This is a genomic window from Levilactobacillus zymae, assembly GCF_032190635.1.
Classification (GTDB): Bacteria; Bacillota; Bacilli; order Lactobacillales; family Lactobacillaceae; genus Levilactobacillus; species Levilactobacillus zymae_A.
The window spans coordinates 324,682-343,445 of sequence record NZ_JAVLAS010000001.1; the positions used below are offsets into that span (position 1 = coordinate 324,682).

Below are 18,764 nucleotides of genomic sequence, written 5' to 3' on the forward strand. Positions count from 1 at the left end.
CTGGGACTAATCAGCTAGTCCCAGCCGCTTTATTTGATGTTAGTTAAGGATTGCATGAGTTTAGGACGCGGTTCGTTGCCGCCACTTCCGCCAGCCCCGTTGCCCGCCCCAGCGCAGGACCACCACCAGCGCAATCACGGGTAGCAGGTTAAGCGGGAAGAACAGGGCGATGAAGATCCCGGCCACCCAGACGTTACCCAGGAGGCTAGTTGCCAAGCTGGTGGCGACCACGGCCACGATGAACAGGGCGTCTAAGCCCGGCAGTAATTGGGCTATGCCGAAGCCCAACAGGATCGCCGCAAAGGCAATCGGGAAGATGTCCCCGCCAATCCACCCGGTTTTGAGACACAGCTGCAAGAAAATCAGTTTCAGGACGGCGGCCGTTAGAATCACCGCCGCGGTCTGGTGGTGATTGACCTGCGGAATCAGCGCCATAAACGTTTGACCGGAAAACAGCAGACGGGGTCCCAACACGGCGAACAGGAAGATGACGGCGGCACCCAGGAAGGGCCGCGGGAATTGGTGGGGGATCCGCTGGAGCAGCGTGTGCAGTTGGTGGCTGCCCCAGTGGTACAATCCGCTCAACGGTACGCTCAATAGCAGAATCGGAATCATCACCCAGAGTTGCGACCAGGTCCAGTGCGAGGCCCCCATCTTGGTGATGAACGAGGGGTGACCGATGGCCCGCATCAGCAGGAAGAAGGCGACCAACCCGTTGGCGATGAACAATCCGTTGAGTTTTTTCTTCATCCCCAGTTGTTCGGCGGGGATGCTGTGCGTCGAGCGGTATCGCTGCAGGTGACCGGTCGGCGCAACTAGCCACCAGAGCCGCCGGTAGACCGGCACGGCCTGGAGCGTATCATGATTAAAGTAAAAGTAGCGCAGTCGGTCCATTTCCCACACGGAGAGCGACACCACGGCGCCCAGCAGCGCGGCTTCGGGCCCGACGCCCGCCCCACCGGCCAAGATGACCAGGGCGACCACTAAGTTTTTAAAGGTGTTGCGGTACTGGACGGTCTGGGTCTGGCGCGGTTCGGTCATGGCCTGGTGCGCGGTGGCCGGCAGGGGGCCCCAGCGGCGATTGAGCCGGGTCAGCAGCCAGCCGCCTAGGCCGCACAGCAGGAGATAGTAGGGCCAGTCGAACGGTAGTTTTGCCGGAATCGTGGTCCAGAGCAGGGTGATCAAGGCCCCCTCCAAAATCATGAAAATGCCGGAAACGGCGGCAATCAAGACGCTGAGGAGTAGGCCGGCGAACGTGAGACGAATGAGTTGCGATTTGTGCATGTGAAGCCTCCCGTAAACAGGTTGTTAGGTCCAGTCTAGCAAACCTGGCCCGGGGATGAAACGGGGGCGGCTTAACTAAAGTAATTTTGGTAATTACCAGGAAATTGGGAACGGAAAAACGTAAGGAAAGCGACCACTCACTGTGCGCTTGAAACGCCGGTATGGTCCCGTATACTAGGCCTATAAGGAGGTAGTTCATATGCAAAAACAGCACGTATTAACGCTAGTTATGCTCGCAACGCTGGGGATGGCCACCCTGAGTCCCGTTCCCATTCAAGCCGCGGCTAAAACGGCTAAGAAAGCGACTAAGGTCAAACCGCCTAAAAGGTATAAAATTGGCAAAAAAAGCTACACGATGAAGCAGATGAGGAATAAATATAAGCTTCACTACCGGGAAGTTAAGGTGGGAACGGGATACAATTCTTACAATTATTATGAGGGTAAGGTGAAGTACGCCAATTCAGGGACCTACAACGCGCTCACAGGTAAAAATCATTCTAAATACTGGAAGTCTAAGACCACTAAATACTACACGTTCACCAGCGTTTACTTTACGAAAAAGGGTAAGGGCGGCTGTTGGAACTATGAATCCCACTCTATCGATGCTAAGACTGGGCACATGTATCATTTCATTAGCATTGGCGCGGCCGGTGGCAAGTAATTCAATGGCGACACTGTATGAGAAAATCAAACGCGGATTAGTCACTGTTACTGGCTAATCCGCGTTTGGTTTAATGCTTAACCTTCCCGTTTCCCCGTCAGCGCCAAACCGGTTACCACTGCGACCATGACTAACGCAATCATGAGGGCGACGCGAAACTGACTGGCGATGGCTTGGGCGGAGAAGAGGCTGGCGGCGACGTTGACCATTAACGCCAGTCCCAGCACCCCACCCAATTGATGGGCGGCGTTGACCAGCCCGGAGGCCACGCCGGACCGGTCGGCCGAGACGTGGTCGATCCCCATATTGGTCAAGGGTGCGAGGGCCAGTCCCTGGCCAATCCCAATGATCATCATTGGTAAACCAACGCTGGGCCAGTAGGCTTGGCCGAACGTGAATAACGCCAGGGCGAAGCCGATAAACTCCACGGTCACGGCCGCAACCAGCACGCGTTTATTTTGCCACCGGTCGATCAAGCGGGGGACAATCATCGCCCCCAGAAACATGGTCAGCGACAACGGCAAGTAGGCCAGGCCGACCTTAAATGGTGAGTAGTGCCGGGCTTGTTGGAGGTATTCCGAGATAAAGAACCAGTAGCCCATGACCGCCCCGTTGAGGATGGCCTGGCTGAGGTACCCGTTGGTGCGAGTCCAGTTGTTAAAGATGCTGAGCGGCAAGATGGGGTGGGCGCTCCGGTGTTCGGTCACCACGAAGCCGGCCAAAATCACCAGGGCGACGAGGAGGGTCACCAGTGGCTGAGTTGCGCCGTTGAGGGCGTACACCAGTAAGCCACAACCGAGTACCGAGGTCAGCGTGCCCCAGACATCCAGGGGGCTGGGCGTTGGGGTCGGACTCTGGCGTAAGGCCCACCAGGCTAGGCCCAGCATGAGCAGGCACAGGGGGACGTTGAGGCAAAAGCCGATGCGCCAGGACAGGTAACTGGCCAGGACGCCCCCGATGACGAGCCCCACGCTAGAGCCTAATCCGGCCACGGAGCTGTACCAGGCGATGGCCTTGACCAGCCCGGAGCCCGTAAAGTAGTCGATCAGTAACGCCATGCTGGTCGGGGCCAGCAACGCCGAGCCAATCCCTTGGAGGAACCGGGAGATGATCATGATGAGGCCGTTGGGAGCCAGAACGGAGAGGAGCGAACCCAGCATAAAGATGACCAGTGCAAGGTTTAAGACGCGACGGCGACTCAGGGCGTCACTGAGCCGTCCGCCGATGAGTAAAAAGCTCCCGAAGGCCAACCCATAGGCGTTTTGAACCCACGGTAGGGTGACTTGGTTGAGGTCGAGGTCCGCGGTGAGCTTGGTTAAGCTGGTGAGGACGATGGAATTGGAAAGTGCGGTTAAAAAGTAACTGAGCATCGCGATGATTAAAACGATGCGTTGACGGGCTTGTGCTAACATGAAAAAATCCTTTCCGGAATATATTCCGTTTAGTATAATGCTATACTAGAAGGAAAAATCGAATCTGTCAATCAGGAGACGATCACTATGCGACAGGATGCGCAGCAAAATCGACAAAAAATTCTCACCGCGGCCAACCAACTGTTTCGCGAGCAAACGGCGGCCGACGTGACCATGGCCCAACTCGCGCGGGCCGCACAAGTCGGGGTCGGGACGTTGTATCGTAATTTTCCCACCAAGGGCGATTTGTTCTTGGCCCTGGCTTATGACCAATTGGGAAATTACGTCAGTCAGCAACGGGCCTATTTAACCACCCACCCGACCGACCGTGCGGCCCTACAGCACGCTTTAAAGGCCTACCTGGCTTTTCGAGAGAACCGCTATCAGGTCCTGCCCAAGGGGAGCCTAGAACCGGCGAGTCAGTATTATCAACGGCCAGATTATCAGGACTTAGTGCACCTCTTTGCAGACCTGATTCAGGGGGCCAACCCGGAGCTAAATCCGGCGGAGGTGACGTTTAAAACGGACATGCTCATCGCGTTTTGTCGGAGTGATAGTTACGCGTTACAGCGCGATGTCCGGCACTATTCGGAAACGGAAATCTTGGCGCAGATAATGACTACCCTGTTTCCGGTGAATTAAAGATAGTTGGTAACAAGCATAGCGAGCAAAAAATGACGGAACCCCCTATAGGATTCGCCATTTTTTAACGCCGTAATGCACTGTAAAAATTCCGCTGCCAGTCGGGTTAATTGTCGGTCCTTGAAGTTGCTGGGCCGTTTAAAACTTGGTACCGCGAACACACCGGCCTGGTTTGGCAGACCAACTACGTGGATACGGTCGAAGCTGTCGAAAACTCGGACTTCGACTACGTTGTTTTACGGACGACTTGGTTGTACAACGATGCGTCTAAGACGGCCGTCGACGTCACCAAGAAGGGTGAACCCTTCCAAGACGCCCAGATTACTCGGGAAGCGGTGGCTAAATTTGCCAGCGACCTGTTAACGGGTAAGGAAGACTACCATCGCGAAAGCCTGGGAATCGGAGAACCGAACACGGCCTGGACGAAGCCAAGCTTCTACTAAGTTAAACAGAAATTACCATAAAGGCCCCATCAAGTATCCGCTTGATGGGGCCTTTAGGCGTAGTTGCGAAATGTTTCATGTGGAACAAGTGTCTTTACAGGGACATCGTTAATCTGGAAAACGCGTTTAATATCCCGCGGTTGGTCCCGATTGAGTATCAACGATGTCTTGGTGATAGAAAACCGGGCCATCGGGGCTCCCTTTAAATGGGAACCCTGATGGCCCGGTTTTTAGCTGTGTTGGTTAATGGACCGCCGTAGTTTCACTGGCCGATTGTAAGGCCTCGATGTCGGCGATTTTTTCTTGTAAGTGGTCGATGGAGTCCGCCAGTTGCGCTTGGCGAATCCGGGAGGCCCGTAGTTGGTCCTGCAAGATGGTCAGGCGTTCTGGAATCGTGTCATCGCCCTGCTGGTAGATGTCGATGAAGTGGCGAATCTGTTGGAGGGTCATCCCGCAACGTTTGACACAGATAATGAAATCCAGCCGCTCCAGGTCGGCCGGTTGGTAGTCCCGAATCCCGTGGCTGCGGCGAATCGGGCCCAAGAGTCCCTGCTGCTCGTAATAGCGCAGGGTGGGGGTGGTTAACTGATATTGACGTGCGACGGCTTCGATTTTCATAAGGGTTCCTCCTTGACTTCAAGTATACTTTAAGTGCTAAAGTTTGCAACAGTTAAAGAAAGGGATGGCGACTGATGAAATTTGCCAAGTTAGGTCAGACGGATATTCGGGTGTCTCAGGTCTGTGTCGGGGCGATGAGCTTCGGCCAACCGGGGAGCATGCACGATTGGACGCTGGATTATCCCCAGAGTAAGCGGGTGATCCAACACGCGTTAGATTTGGGAATTAACTTTTTCGATACGGCCAACGTTTACTCGGCGGGGAGTAGCGAGGAATACCTGGGTCGGGCGTTGAAGGAGAACCACGTGGCTCGCGACCAGGTGGTCCTAGCGTCGAAGGTCTACTTCAATCCCGGTCGGCTGTCGCGTGCGGCCATTAACCGCGAGATTGACGGCACCTTGCAGCGCTTGGGAACCGACTACCTGGACCTCTACATCATTCACCGGTTCGACTACGAGACGCCAATCGAAGAAACCATGGGGGCGCTCAACGACCTGGTCGTGGCCGGTAAAGTCCGGGCCATCGGGACTTCGGCGATGTACGGCTATCAGTTTGCCAACCTGCAGCAGGTCGCTAAGGACCACGGCTGGGCGTCATTTCAGACCATGGAAGACCACTACAATTTGCTGTATCGCGAGGACGAACACGAACTGATCCCGATTTGTCGCCAGCAGGGCGTGTCGTTGATGCCGTACAGTCCCTTAGCGGCGGGGCACCTGAGCCATCCAGACTGGCAGACCGATACCCTGCGCAGTCAAACGGACCGCGTGGCTATGGGCAAGTACGACCGGATGGAAAGTGCCGACCTACGCATCGTTCAGCAAGTCCACCAGTTGGCAGCCGGAAAGGGCGTGGCGATGGCGCAAATCGCGTTAGCCTGGCAGTGGGCGCGGGGTGTGACCGCCCCCATCGTGGGCTCGACCAAGGCCAGTCACCTAGATGACGCCGCGGCGGCGCTAGACGTGCACCTGACTGATGCGGAATTGGCCAGCCTCGAGGCACCCTACGTGCCACACCCGATTGTCGGGGCCATCGACCACAACCCGGCCGCCGGCACGGTATTAATTGACGAAAAAAAGTAACCACGTTGCGGATTTAACAGCAGAATAGGAGAAACGTATATGCAAACTATTATGATTATTGGCGCTCACGGGGCCACCGCCCGGATTTTAACGGAGCGCCTGTTACACGAAACTGACGACCGGTTGATTTTATTCTTACGCCAGGCGGACCGCTTGGCCGCATACCGAGAAGACTCGCGCGTGACGCTGGTGGATGGTGACGTCCTAGACACCCCGGCCTTGGCGACCGCGATGGCGCCGGCCGATTTGATTTACTCGAGCGCCGGGGGGACCAACCTGGCCGACCAGACCCGCAGCATTCTCGCGGCGATGGCTCAGACCGGGAAGGACCGGCTGATCTTCATCAGCGCGCTGGGGGCCCATCACGAGGTTCCCGGTAAGTTCGGCGCGTGGAACGAACAGGCCATTGCCGCCTTTCTACCGGGCTTCCGGGCAGCGGCTAAACTGCTCAGTGAGTCACCGGTGCAGTACACCGAGATTCGCCCGGCCTGGTTGACCGATAAGGATGAAGTGACCTACGAACAAACGACCCAAGACGAACCCTTCAAGGGGACCGAGGTCTCCCGTCAAAGCGTGGCGGACTTTGCTTTTCGGGTGTGCCAAGCCCCGACGACCTACCGGCGGGCAAGCATTGGTTTGAACAAGCCCAACACGACGGCGGATAAACCAGCCTGGTTGTAGGCCGGCGGTGCCAGAAAGGAAGCTAAAATGACTTTAGCTAAAACGCCAATCGACGTATTCGCCCACGTCTTGGCCCCCGAGTTTTACCAGAAAATGTTACAGTTGGCGCCCACCATCCCCCAGCAAATGCCGTACCTCCAGAATCGCGCGTTGACGGATTTCACGTACCGGCAGGCGCAGCAAACCGTTGCCACGCGGCAGATCATCAGCATGGTCAACGTCAATCCCGAAGATGACGTGGACCCCAAGCAGGCGTTTGACCTGTGCTGGGCGGCCAACCAGGAACTGGCCGACTTGGTACGGACCCACCCCGACCAATTCGTGGGGGCGGTGGCCATGGTGCCAATGAATAATTTGGCTGGGGCGCAACGCATCCTGACCGAACAGGTGGCCACGGTTCCCGAATTGTTGGGCGTGCAGGTCTTTACCCGGGCGCTGGGCCAATCCATCGCCGCGCCCGCTTACCAACCATTATTTACGGTGGCCGCCCAACTGGGATTGCCCATCTGGCTACATCCCATCTTTGACGACCGGAAGCCGGACAACAACGTGACGTTTAGCTGGGAATACGAGCTCACCCAAGCCATGTTGCAGCTGGTGACAGGCGGCCTCTTTCAGCGCCATCCCGACCTAAAACTCATCGTCCACCACGCCGGGGCCATGGCCCCGTTCTTTGCGGGCCGCATCGCCGCAACCTTGCCGCCGCAGCAGGCCGCCGATTTCCACCGTTTCTACGTGGACACGGCAATTCTGGGCAATCCGGCGGCCCTGGCTTTGACCGTGGACTACTTTGGCGTCGACCACGTCATGTTCGGGACCGACGCACCGTTTGGGACCCTTCCCGTGGGGGCCAGTGCCGCCATCTTAGCGGCCATCGACCAAATGGCTTTGACGCCCGACCAAAAACAACAAATTTTGACTCAAAACGCAGACTCCCTAATAAAGAAAGGACATTTCTAAAAAATGACTAATCATGCATCAGCATTACCCAGTATCGCCTTAGGCACCTGGTCGTGGGGCGCCGGCATGGCCGGTGGCGACCAAGTTTTCGGGAACCATTTGACCACCGCTGATCTCCAGCCGGTCGTGGCGCAAGCCCTAGCGGACGGATTTAACCTCTTCGATACGGCTTACGCCTACGGAGTCGGGGATTCCGAACGCATTTTAGGTGACCTCCTGAAGCCGTATCACCGCCAAGACTATTTATTGTCGACGAAGTTCACGCCCCAGATGGCCCAAGGAGACAACGCCATGGCCGATATGTTGGCCGGGAGTTTGGACCGGTTGAACACCGACTACGTGGACATCTACTGGATTCACAATTCCGCCGACGTCGAACGCTGGACGCCGCAGTTGATCCCGCTGGTCAAGAGCGGCCAGGTCAAGCGGGTCGGGGTCTCCAACCACAACCTCGCACAGATCAAACGGGTGGTGGAAATCTTAGGCGCCGAGGGTATCCAGCTTTCCGCCGTACAGAACCACTACAGCTTATTGGAGCGTTCCTCGGAAACCACGGGCGTGCTGGACTACTGCCGTGAAAACGACATCGACTTCTTCTCCTACATGGTCTTGGAACAGGGCGCATTGACGGGGCGGTACAACGCTCAGCACCCGTTACCCGCTGGGAGTCAACGGGCGGCCACCTATAACCAAGTCTTACCCCAACTGGAAAAGTTGACGGCGGCCATGGCGGCCATCGGAGCCCAACGCGACGCTTCCGTGGCGGTCGTCGCCACGGCCTACGCAATGGCGAAGGGCACCGTGCCCATCGTCGGAATCACCAAGGAAAAGTATCTGGCCGACAACCTGCAGGCGGCCCAACTGAAGTTAACGCCCGCTGAAATTCAGCGATTAGAACAACTGGCTGCCGAAACGGGCATCGACACGCACGCCGCGTGGGAAGCCGAAATGAACTAAAGTGACTAAAAATCATCGTTGGCCTGGCGCAGGTCGCGGTGATTTTTGACTATGCCGAAGATGAATTGGGCGTCAGTCACGGACTAGCGCACATAGGAGGATTCAGCACATGACAAAAGGCGAACACGAAAAATTACTGGCCGGTGAAAATTACGATTACCGGGACCCGGAGATTCAGGCGTTGCTGAGCAGGTGCCGCCAACTGGTGGCCCAATTGAACACTACTTCGGAACCGGCAGAACGCACGGCCATCATCCACGACCTCTTTGGGCAGGTTGGCGACCCAGGTTTACCGGATGTTGGATGCCAGTTACCGCTTGACGGCGTAAGCCGGGGACCAGGCTACTCGGGTTTAAAGGCTGTGTCACAGAGATTAAAAAAAGTCCGAGTAATCGGACTTTTTGTGTGCAATGATCGGGTTTTAGATTTCGTTAAAGGTTGGTGGGGTGTAGCGTGGGCTTGAACAACGGGTAGAGAATCGGTCCCGCGAAGCGCCGGTAAATCGCGTGATATTCCGTCAGGCTAACGTGACCGTTAGCCACTAGCACTTCGTAGGGAATGTCGCTGTCGACAATCGTTAGACCACTGGGAACGTAGTGGTTTTTCAGGAAAAACTTGCGGCGCTGCTCACGTTGGTGACTATTCGGTGCGTAGAGGTCTAAGGTCTCGATGTTTAACGTAAAGCGGTTGTGCGGATAACGGGCCTGTAGCGCCGTGAGTATCTGCCGACCATAACCATGGGACTGACTGGCGGGGGTCACGGCCAAAAAGAGAACCAACGTCACGTCGGCGTAGGTAATCAGGTAGGCCAGACCGACTAATTGCGAGTCGGCGGAAAAGGTCAGAAAATCGATTCCCGGTCGCCGTGCGCGCCACTGTAAAAACCAGAAAGGAAATTGTTGGACCGGTGGAAATTGGCTTTTTAAGAGGGTTTTGACGGCGGCAAGTTCGGATGAGTGACGGGTTAAAACGTGACTGGTTAAGGTGGTCATCGACGAGGCTCCTTCGTTAGAATTTTCCTTAATTATAGCAGGCGTCAGGATGGAGGAAACCCTTAAATAAGAAATTTAAGTAGTTAATTAATGATTGGGTGATGTTAATTGGAATTAATGACCGCTTAACTGGTTCGAGCGACGACTGCGAGGATGGTGCCAAAAAAGCCGTGTTCCCGGTGGGTGGGAACACGACTTTTGGAGGGACAAGCAAATTTAACGGGCTAAGTAGTCGGCGGTGTAAGCGTCAACGGCCCGGAAGGCTTGAGCCACGTCTGCCGGGGTGACCGGGAAGGGAAGCCGGTCCATGGTATCATTTGCGGCACACGCGGCCTTAGCGGCACTCAGCAGATCGTCGTCGGTGGCGTCCGCTAAGTGTAGGGCTTTAAGCGTGGTGGGGAGACCTAGGGAGAGTAATAGGGTGAAGTACTTCTCGTAACGCGCTTGGGAGACCCCCTCGAGCATCAACTGGGTGAGGATCCCGTAAGCGACCTTCTCGCCGTGGCTCAGACCGTGAGTTTGGGGCAGCGTGGTTAGCCCGTCGTGAATGGCGTGAGCCCCGGATAGGCCCCCACTTTCAAACCCCAGGCCACTCATCAACGTGTTGGCCTCGATGATGCGGTCTAAAGCACGCGTGACCACGTGGTGTTTAACGTCGGCAACGGCGAGGTGGGCGTACTTGAAGAGCGTGTCTTCACACGTCTGCGCGATGGCGTTGCCCACCAAGGTTTGGTGTTCGTTCAACATGGTCTTGGCGCCCGCCTGAGCAACGGCTTGGGCTTCGACGTTGGTGGCTAATGCGTCGGCGATTCCCGCGGTCAACAGGCGAACGGGGGCCCCGGCGATCAATTGACTATCAACCAGGACCAGGTTGGGATTGTGGCTGTAGAACCGGTAGTGGTCGAAGCGACCATCGTCCGTGTAAATGACGGACAGGCGAGAACAGGGCGCATCCGTGGACGCCAACGTCGGCATAATCACGACGGGGAGGTTAAGGTTGTCGGCGATGGCCTTCGCCGAGTCACTAGTTTTCCCGCCCCCTAGGCCGTAGACCACGGTAACGTGTTGATCCTGGCCAATCTGAGTGATCCGGTCGATTTCCGTAGTCGACGATTCCCCACTGAATTTCACCGTGGTGACCCGATAACCGGCGCCTTGCAGGTAGGTTTCCAACCGTTGACCGATAATTTGATAAACGTCATTATCCGTTACCCAAAGCGGTTGCTGACCAAATCCTTTGAGATACGGGTCACTCTTCAACAGGACCCCGGAGCCTTGAACGTACGACGATGGTGAACCGAATGCTTTGATCATAATCGTGAACCTCCTATGTTTGATGGTAAACGCTTACTTACGAATCAAGCATACGAGCGGAAACCGGTTTCCTGTCAACCGCCTAACGCCAATTAATTTTAAACTTGACTTGGCGGGTGGCGGGGTGCTGACTCAATGCCAATTGAACGGCGGCCTGACCCATGGCCGTGGTCGACTGGTCGATCGACGAGAACTGCATGAGTTGACTGGGGAGTTGGTTGCCCTGACCAATCACGGTGACGGCGCGGTGGGCCTGTTGGCAAACGGTGAGGGCCCCGGCGGCCGTGGCGTCGCTCTCGGTGACCACGGTGCTGAGCTGCGGATTCGCGTCTAAGAGCTGGCGCATCCCCGCCTGACCCTCTTGAAAGTTATGGCACCCGTATTGGATGGCAGTTTTGGCGGGCGCACTGCCCCAAACGTCCTGGTACGCTTGAAAGATTTCCTGGGTACTCCGACTGACGGCGGGGTCGCGAATCAGGAGCAGTCCGGTGGGCGTGGACGCCGTGGCTTGCAAACGGGTAAATAATTGATGTAAGACGGCGGTGCGGTTGGCCCGCACGACACTGACCGTGGTTTCGGTGAGATCCTCACAGAAGACCAAAGTGCCGAATCGTTGGTAATTGAGAATTTCGGCGGTGGGCAGGGCGTGAGACGTCACGATGAGGGCGCCCACCAATTGATGAGTCAACTCACTGAGGTAGCGCCGTTCTTGGAGGGGGTGGTATGCGGTAGGCATGATCACGATTTCTTTACCCTGCGCGGCCGCGGCCACACTGATGGCGGTAATGAGGGCCTGAAAGTAGGGATGGTCCAAGAAGGGGACCAAGACCCCGATGCGGTTGCTGGTCTGCTTGCTAAGTTGGCTAGCTAAGCCGTTGTAGTGGTAATCAAGAGCCAGCATGGCCTGGGCGATGCGTTCGCTTAACTCCGCGCTGACGTACCCGTTGCGGGTCAGGTATTTGGAAACCGTGGACGGCGCACACCCTACGGCCTTGGCGATATCGTAAATGGTCGTCATTTTTTCACTCTTTTCTTGACAGGAAACTGGTTTCTTAACCTAAGGTAACCTTAGTTGTTGCCAGACACAAGTCATAATGAGGAGGAAGACCATGAACGTTCCTATTAAAAATTTTATCTTTGACATCGACGGTACCCTGATCGATACCTATCAGATGTACATGCCCGCTTTAGCTCAAGTGGTGGCCCCCTTAGGAATTCGCCTGACGGCCGCCGACCTACGGCTACTCTATGGTGTTTCGGCCGCCGACGCGCTGCAAGCGCTAGCCGTGCCCCGAAACCAGATGACGGCTGTTGAACGGGACTGGCTACGGACCGCCTACCAACACGTCGACCAGGTCAAGGTGTTTGCGGGGGTCGCCACGACCATTCAGCGCTTGGCGCAAACGGCAGGCACCCAATTAGCCATCGTAACGTCGAAACATCGGCACGAATACGAACAGTACTTTGCCCACCGGTACGCGTTCGCCCGGAATTTCGCGGTGGTGGTCACGGCCGACGATACCCGGCAACATAAACCCCATCCTGCTCCGTTACAGCTAGCCTTGCGGCGGTTACAGGCGACGCCCGCGGCAAGCCTTTACGTGGGCGACATGCCCACGGATCTGGCGGCCGCGCACGCCGCGGGGATGCGTTTTGCGGGGGCGGATTATGGTAGCGTGGTACCGCGAAAACTCGCGTTAGCCGACATCCATTTAGCCAGTCCGACCGATTTATTGAAATGCTGAGACGCTAAATCCGTGGCCCCCAAATAGGGAAGCCACGGCTTTGGTGTTGAAACGTATGTCAAGGGGCAGCTGGATTTGCCTTTTGTCCTTAGTGCAGAAGCGGCACAATCCACGTGGTCCAGGCCCACGAGATGGGCATGACGACCACCATGATCGGAATCATGTCGGGGGTGGGGAACATTTTAATGCGGGCGATTCGAAAGCCACTCGCCAGCATCAAGACCCCGCCGGCCGCCTTAAAGTCTAAGATCATATCCGGGGTGGTCAGGGGCACGACCAGGTGGGCGATGGAAAAAATCAGCATGAGGACCACGAAAAAGGGCACGGCAATCAGCGAGACCACGGCGCCCAGGTTCGCTCCGAAAATAATGGCACAGAAGAAGTCGAGAATCGACTTCGAAATCAGGATGCTGGGGTCGCCGTTCATCCCCTCGATCAAGGTCCCGTAGATCCCCGTTCCGCTGGCACAGAAGAGGACGATGACGGTGACCATCGACGCGTCGAACACGGGTTTATCCAGCTGAGACGTGGGTTGAAAGAACCGGGAGATGAAGTGCTGCATGGCCTCGGCCCCGCGGGTGATCAGGGTACCCAGGTGAATGAGTAGCCCGATGATGGTCCCGATAATCACGGCAAAGGTCACGGCCGCCAGGTTCTTGAGGGGCGCGATGGCGTAGATCCCCATGGTGATGGAGCAGATACTAAAGGCCAGGTTGAGGTTGTCTTTAAACGCCGCCGACATCCGCTGGCCGCCCAGCGCCCCCACGATGCCCCCCAGCAGAATGGCACAGGTATTGGTGATAATTCCAATGGGCATAGCTGAAGCCTCCTATCCTAGATTAGCGAACAAGGCTTAGTCTAGCGGTGGCGGCCGCCGGGAACAATTCCAATTTTGTGTTAAACTATGCTCATGACGAATAGTGAGAGGGGACACGGTGGATACTAGAAAATTAGCGGTCTTTGTGGACTTGGCAGAGACCTTAAACTACAGTCAAAGTGCCGAGCGGTTGTTTCTATCCCAGTCGACCATTTCTAAGGACATCCTGGCCTTGGAGCAGGAGTGGCGGGTCAAATTGGTGGTGCGCGCCCACCGGCAGATTCATTTGACGCGGGCGGGCCGGCTGATCTTGCCGCAGGTTAAACGAGTCCTGCAACGGGAGACCGAGCTGACCCAGGCCATCGAGCAGCGGTTCTGGCAACGTGAACGGCCGTTGGTGATTCAGGGCTTGTCGTCATTGCCACAGTACCGGGCCTTTCAGATCCTGACCCGGTTCACCCGGCACTATCCGGAGGTTCAATTGACCTTTAAGGAAGCCAGCCAGGACCATCTGGCCCACGCGTTGGACCAGAAAAACGTCGATATCGTCTTCACCCGGTTGTTAACGCCGCCCCCGACCACCTACCAGACACTGGTGAGTGATCGCGACCAGGCCGTGGTGTTGATGACCAAGGACCACCCGTTGGCCCAGCAGGCGGCGGTGACCCCGGCGATGTTGCGGGGCGAACCGCTTCTCTTGCAACGTGACACCATCAGTCCAACCCATCCCCTGTACGCGGTTTTGCAGGAACTGGGCACCCAGCCCCAACTGACCTACGACGGCCAGCGTCCCGAATTGTTCCTGACGCTATTGAACCAGGGGGCGGGAATCGCCGTGGGGATGAGTCAGGCCTTTGACTACGCGGCGTACCCTAACATCTGTGCGGTGCCGCTGCGCCCGCAGATCACCAGTCAGCTGGCCTTCTTAAAGCAGGCAGACAATTCGGCGGCCGTGGCCCAGTTGTTTTGGCGCTTTGCCACGCAAGAACTGCGTGAGGAGCCGCAACCCGAATAGATAATTCAAAAACACCGCCAATTCTTCGTGCAAAAGAATTGGCGGTGTTTCACGTGGAACAGTCGGGAAAGCCGTAATGTTACGGTTGGGTGGTGTCTGTCAGTCTTACTTTGCCAGTGCGGCCAGGACCAGCCGGGCCACCGCCGTGGCGGAGAAAGGATTTTGACCGGTGATCAGTTGACCGTCCTGAACGGCGTACTCCCGGTAAGCCCGGCGTTGACGGAAATTAGCGCCGTGGGCCTCGGCCACCTGACGGTTCAGGAAGGGGACGACCCGGCGTTTGCCGGCCAGCAGTTCCTCGGTGTGGGTGAACCCGGTAATGGTCTTCCCCGCAATCAGGTAGTGGCCGGCGTCGTCGGTGACGTTCAAGAGTCCGGCGACCCCGTGACAAACGGAAGTGACTAGCCCACCCTGGTGGTAGATTTGGCGGGTGAGGTTCTGTAGCGCCGGATCGTCCGGGAAGTCCCACATCACGCCGTGGCCGCCGGTGAAGTAGATGGCCGCGTAGTCGTGCGGGTCGACTTGGCTGGGCGCAAGCGAAGCCGTCAATGCCCGGTATTGAAAGTCGGCACTTTCATACACGCGCATGCTGGCCGCCGTGGTGTACCGGGCGCCCATGCTGCGGGGATCTAGGGGGACGAAGCCGCCCCGGGGGCTGACGTAGTCGATAGCGTAACCGGCCGCTTGGAGGGGGGCCACAAATTCGGTTGCTTCACCCAACCAGAGACCGGTCGCGTCGTGAGTGCCGGCATAGTGGGTGGTGTTAGTGAGAACCACGAGGATTTTACTTGTCATCAGAAAACCTGCTTTCTAAAGGGATTCATCGGTGAGGGCGGCGAAGCGAACGGCGTTTTCTAGGAGAATGGCGACCGTGAGAACCAGACCAAATCCAATCAATATGGGAAGTGCCGGAATGCGCTGCGCCGCTAAGCTGGTGGCTAAGCCGATGATCAAGGCCAGTTGCCAGAAGGTCGCGGCGTGATAGGCGAGTGTTTGGATAAAGCGCCGGAAGTCCTGGGCAGCGGTCATGCGTTGCCGGAGCTTGGTGAGACGTTGGCCCAGGACGCGAATACCGACCACGCCACTGACAAACATGAGGGCCCATACCAATAACGTCAGTCCCCAGCTGATGGGGTGTAACCAGCACCATAGGAGCAGGGCCACGCCGTAACTAAGCGTGGCGGTCAGGAGCATTTCGAGAGTGACGGCGCCATGTGATGGGTGTCGGTCGGTCAACCGGCGGGCTAAACTCACCGCGAGGAGGTTGACGACCAGGATACTAACTAGGATAAGCATGGGTTAGTCCGCCTCGCTTTCAGCAATTTTCAGGATGATCTTGCCCACGGCCTGGCCAGCGTGGGAGTAGTCCAACGCCTGGTTGATCAGGCTAAACGGCACCACCCGGTCGATCACGGGCGTCACGCTGCCGGCTTCGACCAGCTGCGCGAGCTGCGTCAACTGTGCGCCGCTGGGTTGCATGAAGAGGAAGGTGTAGGTGGCGTGGTGTTGTTTTTCTAAACGGGTCAGTTGTCGGGTCACCCAGCCAAAGGCTAGTCGTTTCCACCAAGCCACGCCGTAAGCCTTGCCGAAACGGGCGTTGGGCAGGCCGGCGATGCTGACCACCTGACCGCCGGGCTTGATAATCTGAAAGGCGTCGGCGAGGGTCTGCCCACCACGAGTATCGAAGACCGCGTCGTAGTCCGTCAACACGTCGGCGAAGTTGGTGGTGTGGTAGTCGATGATGAGGTCCGCCCCCAGCGACTTGACCAAGTCGAAGTTTGCCGGTGAAGTGGTGGTGGCCACGTAGGCACCCAGGTGCTTGGCTAGCTGGATGGCGATGGTGCCGATGCCCCCGGAGCCGCCCTGAATCAGGACCTTTTGGCCGGGTTGCAACGCCATGATGTCGTGGAGGGCTTGGTAGCTGGTGAGACCTACCAGTGGCAGGGCCGCGGCTTCCTCGAAGCTGAGGTTGCGGAGCTTACGCGCAATATCGCCCTGGTCGACGGCGAGGTATTCCGCGAAGGTCCCGATGCGGTCTTTCTGGACGCGACCGAACACCGCGTCACCTACCGCAAAATCGTGGACGGCGCTCCCCACGGCGGTGATGGTGCCGGCAAAGTCGCTGCCCATAATGAGCGGCAGATCGTATTTAAGAAGCATTTTTAACCCGCCGTCCTTGGTCTTGAGGTCGATGGGGTTGATACTGGCCGCGACGATCCGCACCAACACGTCGTTAGGACGGATCTGGGGACGGGGAACTTGTTTTAGCGTGGGGTGGGGTTGCCGGTAGGCGTCGATGACGGCGGCTTGCATGGTAGTGGTTGACATGAGAAAACTCCTTTTGTAGTTTGTTTTGTTGGTTTAAACTCGTGAACTTACGAAAATGAGTTTAGTTCATTGGTTTAAGAATGTCAACTAAGATTGTTTGACAAATTTGGTTACTCGGTGTTTAATGGTTTAAAAGTACGAACCTAGATTTGATAGAAAGGACTGACTGTAATGGCTGAACAAACCCTGGATATTTTTAAGGCTGGCGCCCCGATCTTTGCGATGTTGCAAGACGAGAACCGGCAACAGATTTTAGTCATGTTATGCAAGAACGGTGAAATGACGGTCAACCAAATCACGGACCGTCTCGCGTTATCCCGGCCGGCCGTGTCCCATCACTTGAAGTTGATGTTGGACGCGGGTATCCTCGCGGTGAACAAGACCGGGATCGAACGGTACTACCGCGCCAACATGGGGGACGCCCTCAACCTGTTGAAGCGCTTGACCGCCTCGCTAGAAGCCGACCTACAAGATGAAACCGACTAAGCCGGTTTTATTTTTTGATTTTGATGTTCGTAAGTTTAAACCTATAAGAAAGAGGACTTTGAAATGACCACTAATCTTTTATTTGAACCCCTAGAACTCCCCAACGGAACGGTCTTAAAGAACCGGTTCGTCAAGCCGGCCATGAGTGAACTTTTAGGCGACGCACAATTCCGGCCCACCGCCGCCATTAGCCATCTGTATCAGCGCTGGGCCGCGGGCGGTACCGGCCTCCTGATCACGGGTAACGTGATGGTGGACCCCACGGCTTTGGGCGAGAAGGGCAACATCGTGATCGAGGGTTACCGGGATTTGCCCCAACTAAAACGCTGGGCCGCGGCGGGAAGCCGGAATGGTGCCCAGACCTGGGTCCAGCTTAACCATCCGGGCCGCCAGTCCCCCAAACATCTCAGTTCGCATCCGGTGGCGCCTAGCGCCGTCCCGTTGACGGGCGATAACGCCTTTGCCTTTAACCCGCCCCGGGCTCTGACCGTCCGGGAGATTCACGACATCGTACACCGGTTTGCGACGGCTGCGCTGGTGGTGCAAGCCGCCGGGTTTGGTGGGGTGGAGATTCACGCCGCCCACGGCTACCTGCTTAGCCAGTTTTTGTCGCCCAGCGCCAACGTCCGCACGGATCAGTACGGCGGTTCGCTGACTAACCGGATGCGGATTATCGAGGAAATCTATCACGCCATTCGCGCCAAGGTCGGCCCTAAATTTCCCATCGGGCTGAAAATCAATTCGTCGGACTTTCGGGACGGGGGCTTCAGCGAGGCCGACTCCCTGCAGGTGATTCACCGGATGGCGGATCTGGGGGTGGACCTGATCGAAGTGTCGGGTGGTAATTACGAAAATACCATGGTTCAGGGCAGTAATCGTGGCGGGGCCCTCTTTATCGACTACGCGGCCAAGGCTAAGCAGGGGTTAACCGCCCCCATCTTATTGACCGGTGGCTTTCGTAGTCTGGACGGGATGACCCAGGCCGTGGCGAACGGCAAAACGGATTTGGTGGGGTTGGCCCGGGCGATTGCGCTGATGCCGGACCTGCCGCACCGCGCGGCTACGGGGCAGTTCGACGCCATCGATATTACCCGGTTGAGTACCGGGATTCGCGCGTTAGACCGCCGAGTTGGCTCGTACGTGGGGGTCAGCTATTACGAGATGCAGATGGCCCGCTTGGCGCAGGGCAAACCCGTCCGCCGCACCAAGAACGCGTGGGTACCGCTGGGGTACGCGTTACGTACGCAGGGCCCGTCGTTTTTGACCCCGCGGCGGGCGTAAGGTTGGGCGTCTAATTCACGGCGGACTTCCTAAGTTGCGGATGCGA

22 protein-coding genes are annotated in these 18,764 nt (G+C 56.9%); 12 read left to right on the forward strand and 10 right to left on the reverse strand.

Annotation, left to right across the window (positions count from 1 at the left end; translation table 11 throughout):
* Window positions 1-60: 60 nt before the first annotated feature.
* Window positions 61-1,284: a chloride channel protein gene (locus RI501_RS01370; protein WP_313820001.1), complete on the reverse strand. Its 1,224-nt coding sequence runs from the start codon at window positions 1,282-1,284 to the stop codon at window positions 61-63.
* A gap of 199 nt (window positions 1,285-1,483) precedes the next feature.
* On the opposite strand from RI501_RS01370, the gene RI501_RS01375 reads away from it, so the two are divergent.
* Window positions 1,484-1,945 carry a hypothetical protein gene (locus RI501_RS01375; protein ID WP_313820002.1) on the forward strand — a complete coding sequence of 154 codons (462 nt, stop codon included), beginning with the start codon at window positions 1,484-1,486 and terminating at the stop codon, window positions 1,943-1,945.
* 77 nt (window positions 1,946-2,022) lie between these two features.
* Here the strand turns inward: RI501_RS01375 and RI501_RS01380 are convergent, their stop codons facing one another.
* Window positions 2,023-3,357 carry an MFS transporter gene (locus RI501_RS01380; protein WP_313820003.1) on the reverse strand — a complete coding sequence of 445 codons (1,335 nt, stop codon included), beginning with the start codon at window positions 3,355-3,357 and terminating at the stop codon, window positions 2,023-2,025.
* A gap of 87 nt (window positions 3,358-3,444) precedes the next feature.
* On the opposite strand from RI501_RS01380, the gene RI501_RS01385 reads away from it, so the two are divergent.
* Both RI501_RS01385 and RI501_RS01390 read left to right on the forward strand, forming a co-directional pair.
* Window positions 3,445-3,999 (forward strand): TetR/AcrR family transcriptional regulator, encoded by a 555-nt coding sequence (locus tag RI501_RS01385; RefSeq protein WP_313820004.1) that lies wholly within the window; start codon window positions 3,445-3,447, stop codon window positions 3,997-3,999.
* 110 nt (window positions 4,000-4,109) lie between these two features.
* Window positions 4,110-4,442: an NAD(P)H-binding protein gene (locus RI501_RS01390; protein ID WP_313820005.1), complete on the forward strand. Its 333-nt coding sequence runs from the start codon at window positions 4,110-4,112 to the stop codon at window positions 4,440-4,442.
* Between the two features lie 243 nt (window positions 4,443-4,685).
* On the opposite strand, the gene RI501_RS01395 is transcribed toward RI501_RS01390, so the two are convergent.
* Window positions 4,686-5,060: a MerR family transcriptional regulator gene (locus tag RI501_RS01395; protein ID WP_313820006.1), complete on the reverse strand. Its 375-nt coding sequence runs from the start codon at window positions 5,058-5,060 to the stop codon at window positions 4,686-4,688.
* A 74-nt stretch (window positions 5,061-5,134) separates the two neighbouring features.
* On the opposite strand from RI501_RS01395, the gene RI501_RS01400 reads away from it, so the two are divergent.
* The 5 genes from RI501_RS01400 to RI501_RS01420 all read left to right on the forward strand — a co-directional run bounded on the left by RI501_RS01400 (window position 5,135) and on the right by RI501_RS01420 (window position 9,203).
* Window positions 5,135-6,142 (forward strand): aldo/keto reductase, encoded by a 1,008-nt coding sequence (locus RI501_RS01400; protein WP_313820007.1) that lies wholly within the window; start codon window positions 5,135-5,137, stop codon window positions 6,140-6,142.
* Window positions 6,143-6,181: 39 nt separating this feature from the next.
* Complete coding sequence (locus tag RI501_RS01405; RefSeq protein WP_313820008.1) at window positions 6,182-6,823, forward strand: NAD(P)H-binding protein; 642 nt, start codon at window positions 6,182-6,184, stop codon at window positions 6,821-6,823.
* 27 nt (window positions 6,824-6,850) lie between these two features.
* Window positions 6,851-7,783, forward strand: coding sequence for an amidohydrolase family protein (locus RI501_RS01410; protein ID WP_313820009.1), 933 nt, complete (start codon window positions 6,851-6,853; stop codon window positions 7,781-7,783).
* A 3-nt stretch (window positions 7,784-7,786) separates the two neighbouring features.
* Window positions 7,787-8,740, forward strand: a complete 954-nt coding sequence (locus tag RI501_RS01415; protein WP_313820010.1) for an aldo/keto reductase — start codon at window positions 7,787-7,789, stop codon at window positions 8,738-8,740.
* A 109-nt stretch (window positions 8,741-8,849) separates the two neighbouring features.
* A complete protein-coding gene (locus tag RI501_RS01420; RefSeq protein WP_313820011.1) occupies window positions 8,850-9,203 on the forward strand; it encodes a maltose acetyltransferase domain-containing protein in 354 nt (117 codons plus the stop codon).
* Here RI501_RS01420 and RI501_RS01425 read toward each other — a convergent pair.
* From RI501_RS01425 to RI501_RS01435, 3 genes are all read right to left on the reverse strand, one after another.
* Window positions 9,172-9,732: a GNAT family N-acetyltransferase gene (locus RI501_RS01425; protein WP_313820012.1), complete on the reverse strand. Its 561-nt coding sequence runs from the start codon at window positions 9,730-9,732 to the stop codon at window positions 9,172-9,174. The genes RI501_RS01420 and RI501_RS01425 overlap by 32 nt on opposite strands.
* Window positions 9,733-9,948: 216 nt before the next feature.
* Entirely contained in the window at window positions 9,949-11,046 is a 1,098-nt protein-coding gene (locus RI501_RS01430) for a glycerol dehydrogenase (RefSeq protein ID WP_313820013.1), read from the reverse strand.
* Between the two features lie 82 nt (window positions 11,047-11,128).
* The gene (locus RI501_RS01435; protein ID WP_313820014.1) at window positions 11,129-12,064 is read right to left on the reverse strand and encodes a LacI family DNA-binding transcriptional regulator; all 936 of its coding nucleotides are present in this window, start codon (window positions 12,062-12,064) and stop codon (window positions 11,129-11,131) included.
* A gap of 91 nt (window positions 12,065-12,155) precedes the next feature.
* On the opposite strand from RI501_RS01435, the gene RI501_RS01440 reads away from it, so the two are divergent.
* Complete coding sequence (locus RI501_RS01440) at window positions 12,156-12,791, forward strand: HAD family hydrolase (protein ID WP_313820015.1); 636 nt, start codon at window positions 12,156-12,158, stop codon at window positions 12,789-12,791.
* A gap of 88 nt (window positions 12,792-12,879) precedes the next feature.
* Here the strand turns inward: RI501_RS01440 and RI501_RS01445 are convergent, their stop codons facing one another.
* The gene (locus RI501_RS01445; protein WP_313820016.1) at window positions 12,880-13,608 is read right to left on the reverse strand and encodes a DUF554 domain-containing protein; all 729 of its coding nucleotides are present in this window, start codon (window positions 13,606-13,608) and stop codon (window positions 12,880-12,882) included.
* Between the two features lie 118 nt (window positions 13,609-13,726).
* On the opposite strand from RI501_RS01445, the gene RI501_RS01450 reads away from it, so the two are divergent.
* Window positions 13,727-14,623 carry a LysR family transcriptional regulator gene (locus RI501_RS01450; RefSeq protein WP_313820017.1) on the forward strand — a complete coding sequence of 299 codons (897 nt, stop codon included), beginning with the start codon at window positions 13,727-13,729 and terminating at the stop codon, window positions 14,621-14,623.
* A gap of 105 nt (window positions 14,624-14,728) precedes the next feature.
* Here the strand turns inward: RI501_RS01450 and RI501_RS01455 are convergent, their stop codons facing one another.
* From RI501_RS01455 to RI501_RS01465, 3 genes are read right to left on the reverse strand one after another with little or no spacing between them, the layout of a single operon-like run.
* Complete coding sequence (locus RI501_RS01455; RefSeq protein WP_313820018.1) at window positions 14,729-15,418, reverse strand: type 1 glutamine amidotransferase domain-containing protein; 690 nt, start codon at window positions 15,416-15,418, stop codon at window positions 14,729-14,731.
* A 15-nt stretch (window positions 15,419-15,433) separates the two neighbouring features.
* Window positions 15,434-15,919 (reverse strand): hypothetical protein, encoded by a 486-nt coding sequence (locus RI501_RS01460; protein ID WP_313820019.1) that lies wholly within the window; start codon window positions 15,917-15,919, stop codon window positions 15,434-15,436.
* 3 nt (window positions 15,920-15,922) lie between these two features.
* Window positions 15,923-16,936, reverse strand: coding sequence for an NADP-dependent oxidoreductase (locus RI501_RS01465; RefSeq protein WP_313823102.1), 1,014 nt, complete (start codon window positions 16,934-16,936; stop codon window positions 15,923-15,925).
* 186 nt (window positions 16,937-17,122) lie between these two features.
* Here RI501_RS01465 and RI501_RS01470 point away from each other — a divergent pair, with 186 nt between their 5' ends.
* Both RI501_RS01470 and RI501_RS01475 read left to right on the forward strand, forming a co-directional pair.
* On the forward strand, window positions 17,123-17,437 hold the full coding sequence (locus RI501_RS01470; RefSeq protein WP_313820020.1) for an ArsR/SmtB family transcription factor: 315 nt from the start codon (window positions 17,123-17,125) through the stop codon (window positions 17,435-17,437).
* Between the two features lie 63 nt (window positions 17,438-17,500).
* The gene (locus RI501_RS01475) at window positions 17,501-18,718 is read left to right on the forward strand and encodes an NADH:flavin oxidoreductase/NADH oxidase family protein (RefSeq protein WP_313820021.1); all 1,218 of its coding nucleotides are present in this window, start codon (window positions 17,501-17,503) and stop codon (window positions 18,716-18,718) included.
* The last annotated feature ends 46 nt before the right edge of the window (window positions 18,719-18,764 follow it).

Excerpts from the sequence above, each read along its gene's own strand:
- RI501_RS01370 (WP_313820001.1), bottom strand. The coding sequence starts at position 1,284 with ATGCACAAATCGCAACTCATTCGTCTCACGTTCGCCGGCCTACTCCTC.
- RI501_RS01375 (WP_313820002.1), top strand. The coding sequence starts at position 1,484 with ATGCAAAAACAGCACGTATTAACGCTAGTTATGCTCGCAACGCTGGGG.
- RI501_RS01380 (WP_313820003.1), bottom strand. The coding sequence starts at position 3,357 with ATGTTAGCACAAGCCCGTCAACGCATCGTTTTAATCATCGCGATGCTC.
- RI501_RS01385 (WP_313820004.1), top strand. The coding sequence starts at position 3,445 with ATGCGACAGGATGCGCAGCAAAATCGACAAAAAATTCTCACCGCGGCC.
- RI501_RS01395 (WP_313820006.1), bottom strand. The coding sequence starts at position 5,060 with ATGAAAATCGAAGCCGTCGCACGTCAATATCAGTTAACCACCCCCACC.
- RI501_RS01400 (WP_313820007.1), top strand. The coding sequence starts at position 5,135 with ATGAAATTTGCCAAGTTAGGTCAGACGGATATTCGGGTGTCTCAGGTC.
- RI501_RS01405 (WP_313820008.1), top strand. The coding sequence starts at position 6,182 with ATGCAAACTATTATGATTATTGGCGCTCACGGGGCCACCGCCCGGATT.
- RI501_RS01410 (WP_313820009.1), top strand. The coding sequence starts at position 6,851 with ATGACTTTAGCTAAAACGCCAATCGACGTATTCGCCCACGTCTTGGCC.
- RI501_RS01415 (WP_313820010.1), top strand. The coding sequence starts at position 7,787 with ATGACTAATCATGCATCAGCATTACCCAGTATCGCCTTAGGCACCTGG.
- RI501_RS01420 (WP_313820011.1), top strand. The coding sequence starts at position 8,850 with ATGACAAAAGGCGAACACGAAAAATTACTGGCCGGTGAAAATTACGAT.
- RI501_RS01425 (WP_313820012.1), bottom strand. The coding sequence starts at position 9,732 with ATGACCACCTTAACCAGTCACGTTTTAACCCGTCACTCATCCGAACTT.
- RI501_RS01430 (WP_313820013.1), bottom strand. The coding sequence starts at position 11,046 with ATGATCAAAGCATTCGGTTCACCATCGTCGTACGTTCAAGGCTCCGGG.
- RI501_RS01435 (WP_313820014.1), bottom strand. The coding sequence starts at position 12,064 with ATGACGACCATTTACGATATCGCCAAGGCCGTAGGGTGTGCGCCGTCC.
- RI501_RS01440 (WP_313820015.1), top strand. The coding sequence starts at position 12,156 with ATGAACGTTCCTATTAAAAATTTTATCTTTGACATCGACGGTACCCTG.
- RI501_RS01445 (WP_313820016.1), bottom strand. The coding sequence starts at position 13,608 with ATGCCCATTGGAATTATCACCAATACCTGTGCCATTCTGCTGGGGGGC.
- RI501_RS01455 (WP_313820018.1), bottom strand. The coding sequence starts at position 15,418 with ATGACAAGTAAAATCCTCGTGGTTCTCACTAACACCACCCACTATGCC.
- RI501_RS01460 (WP_313820019.1), bottom strand. The coding sequence starts at position 15,919 with ATGCTTATCCTAGTTAGTATCCTGGTCGTCAACCTCCTCGCGGTGAGT.
- RI501_RS01465 (WP_313823102.1), bottom strand. The coding sequence starts at position 16,936 with ATGCAAGCCGCCGTCATCGACGCCTACCGGCAACCCCACCCCACGCTA.
- RI501_RS01470 (WP_313820020.1), top strand. The coding sequence starts at position 17,123 with ATGGCTGAACAAACCCTGGATATTTTTAAGGCTGGCGCCCCGATCTTT.
- RI501_RS01475 (WP_313820021.1), top strand. The coding sequence starts at position 17,501 with ATGACCACTAATCTTTTATTTGAACCCCTAGAACTCCCCAACGGAACG.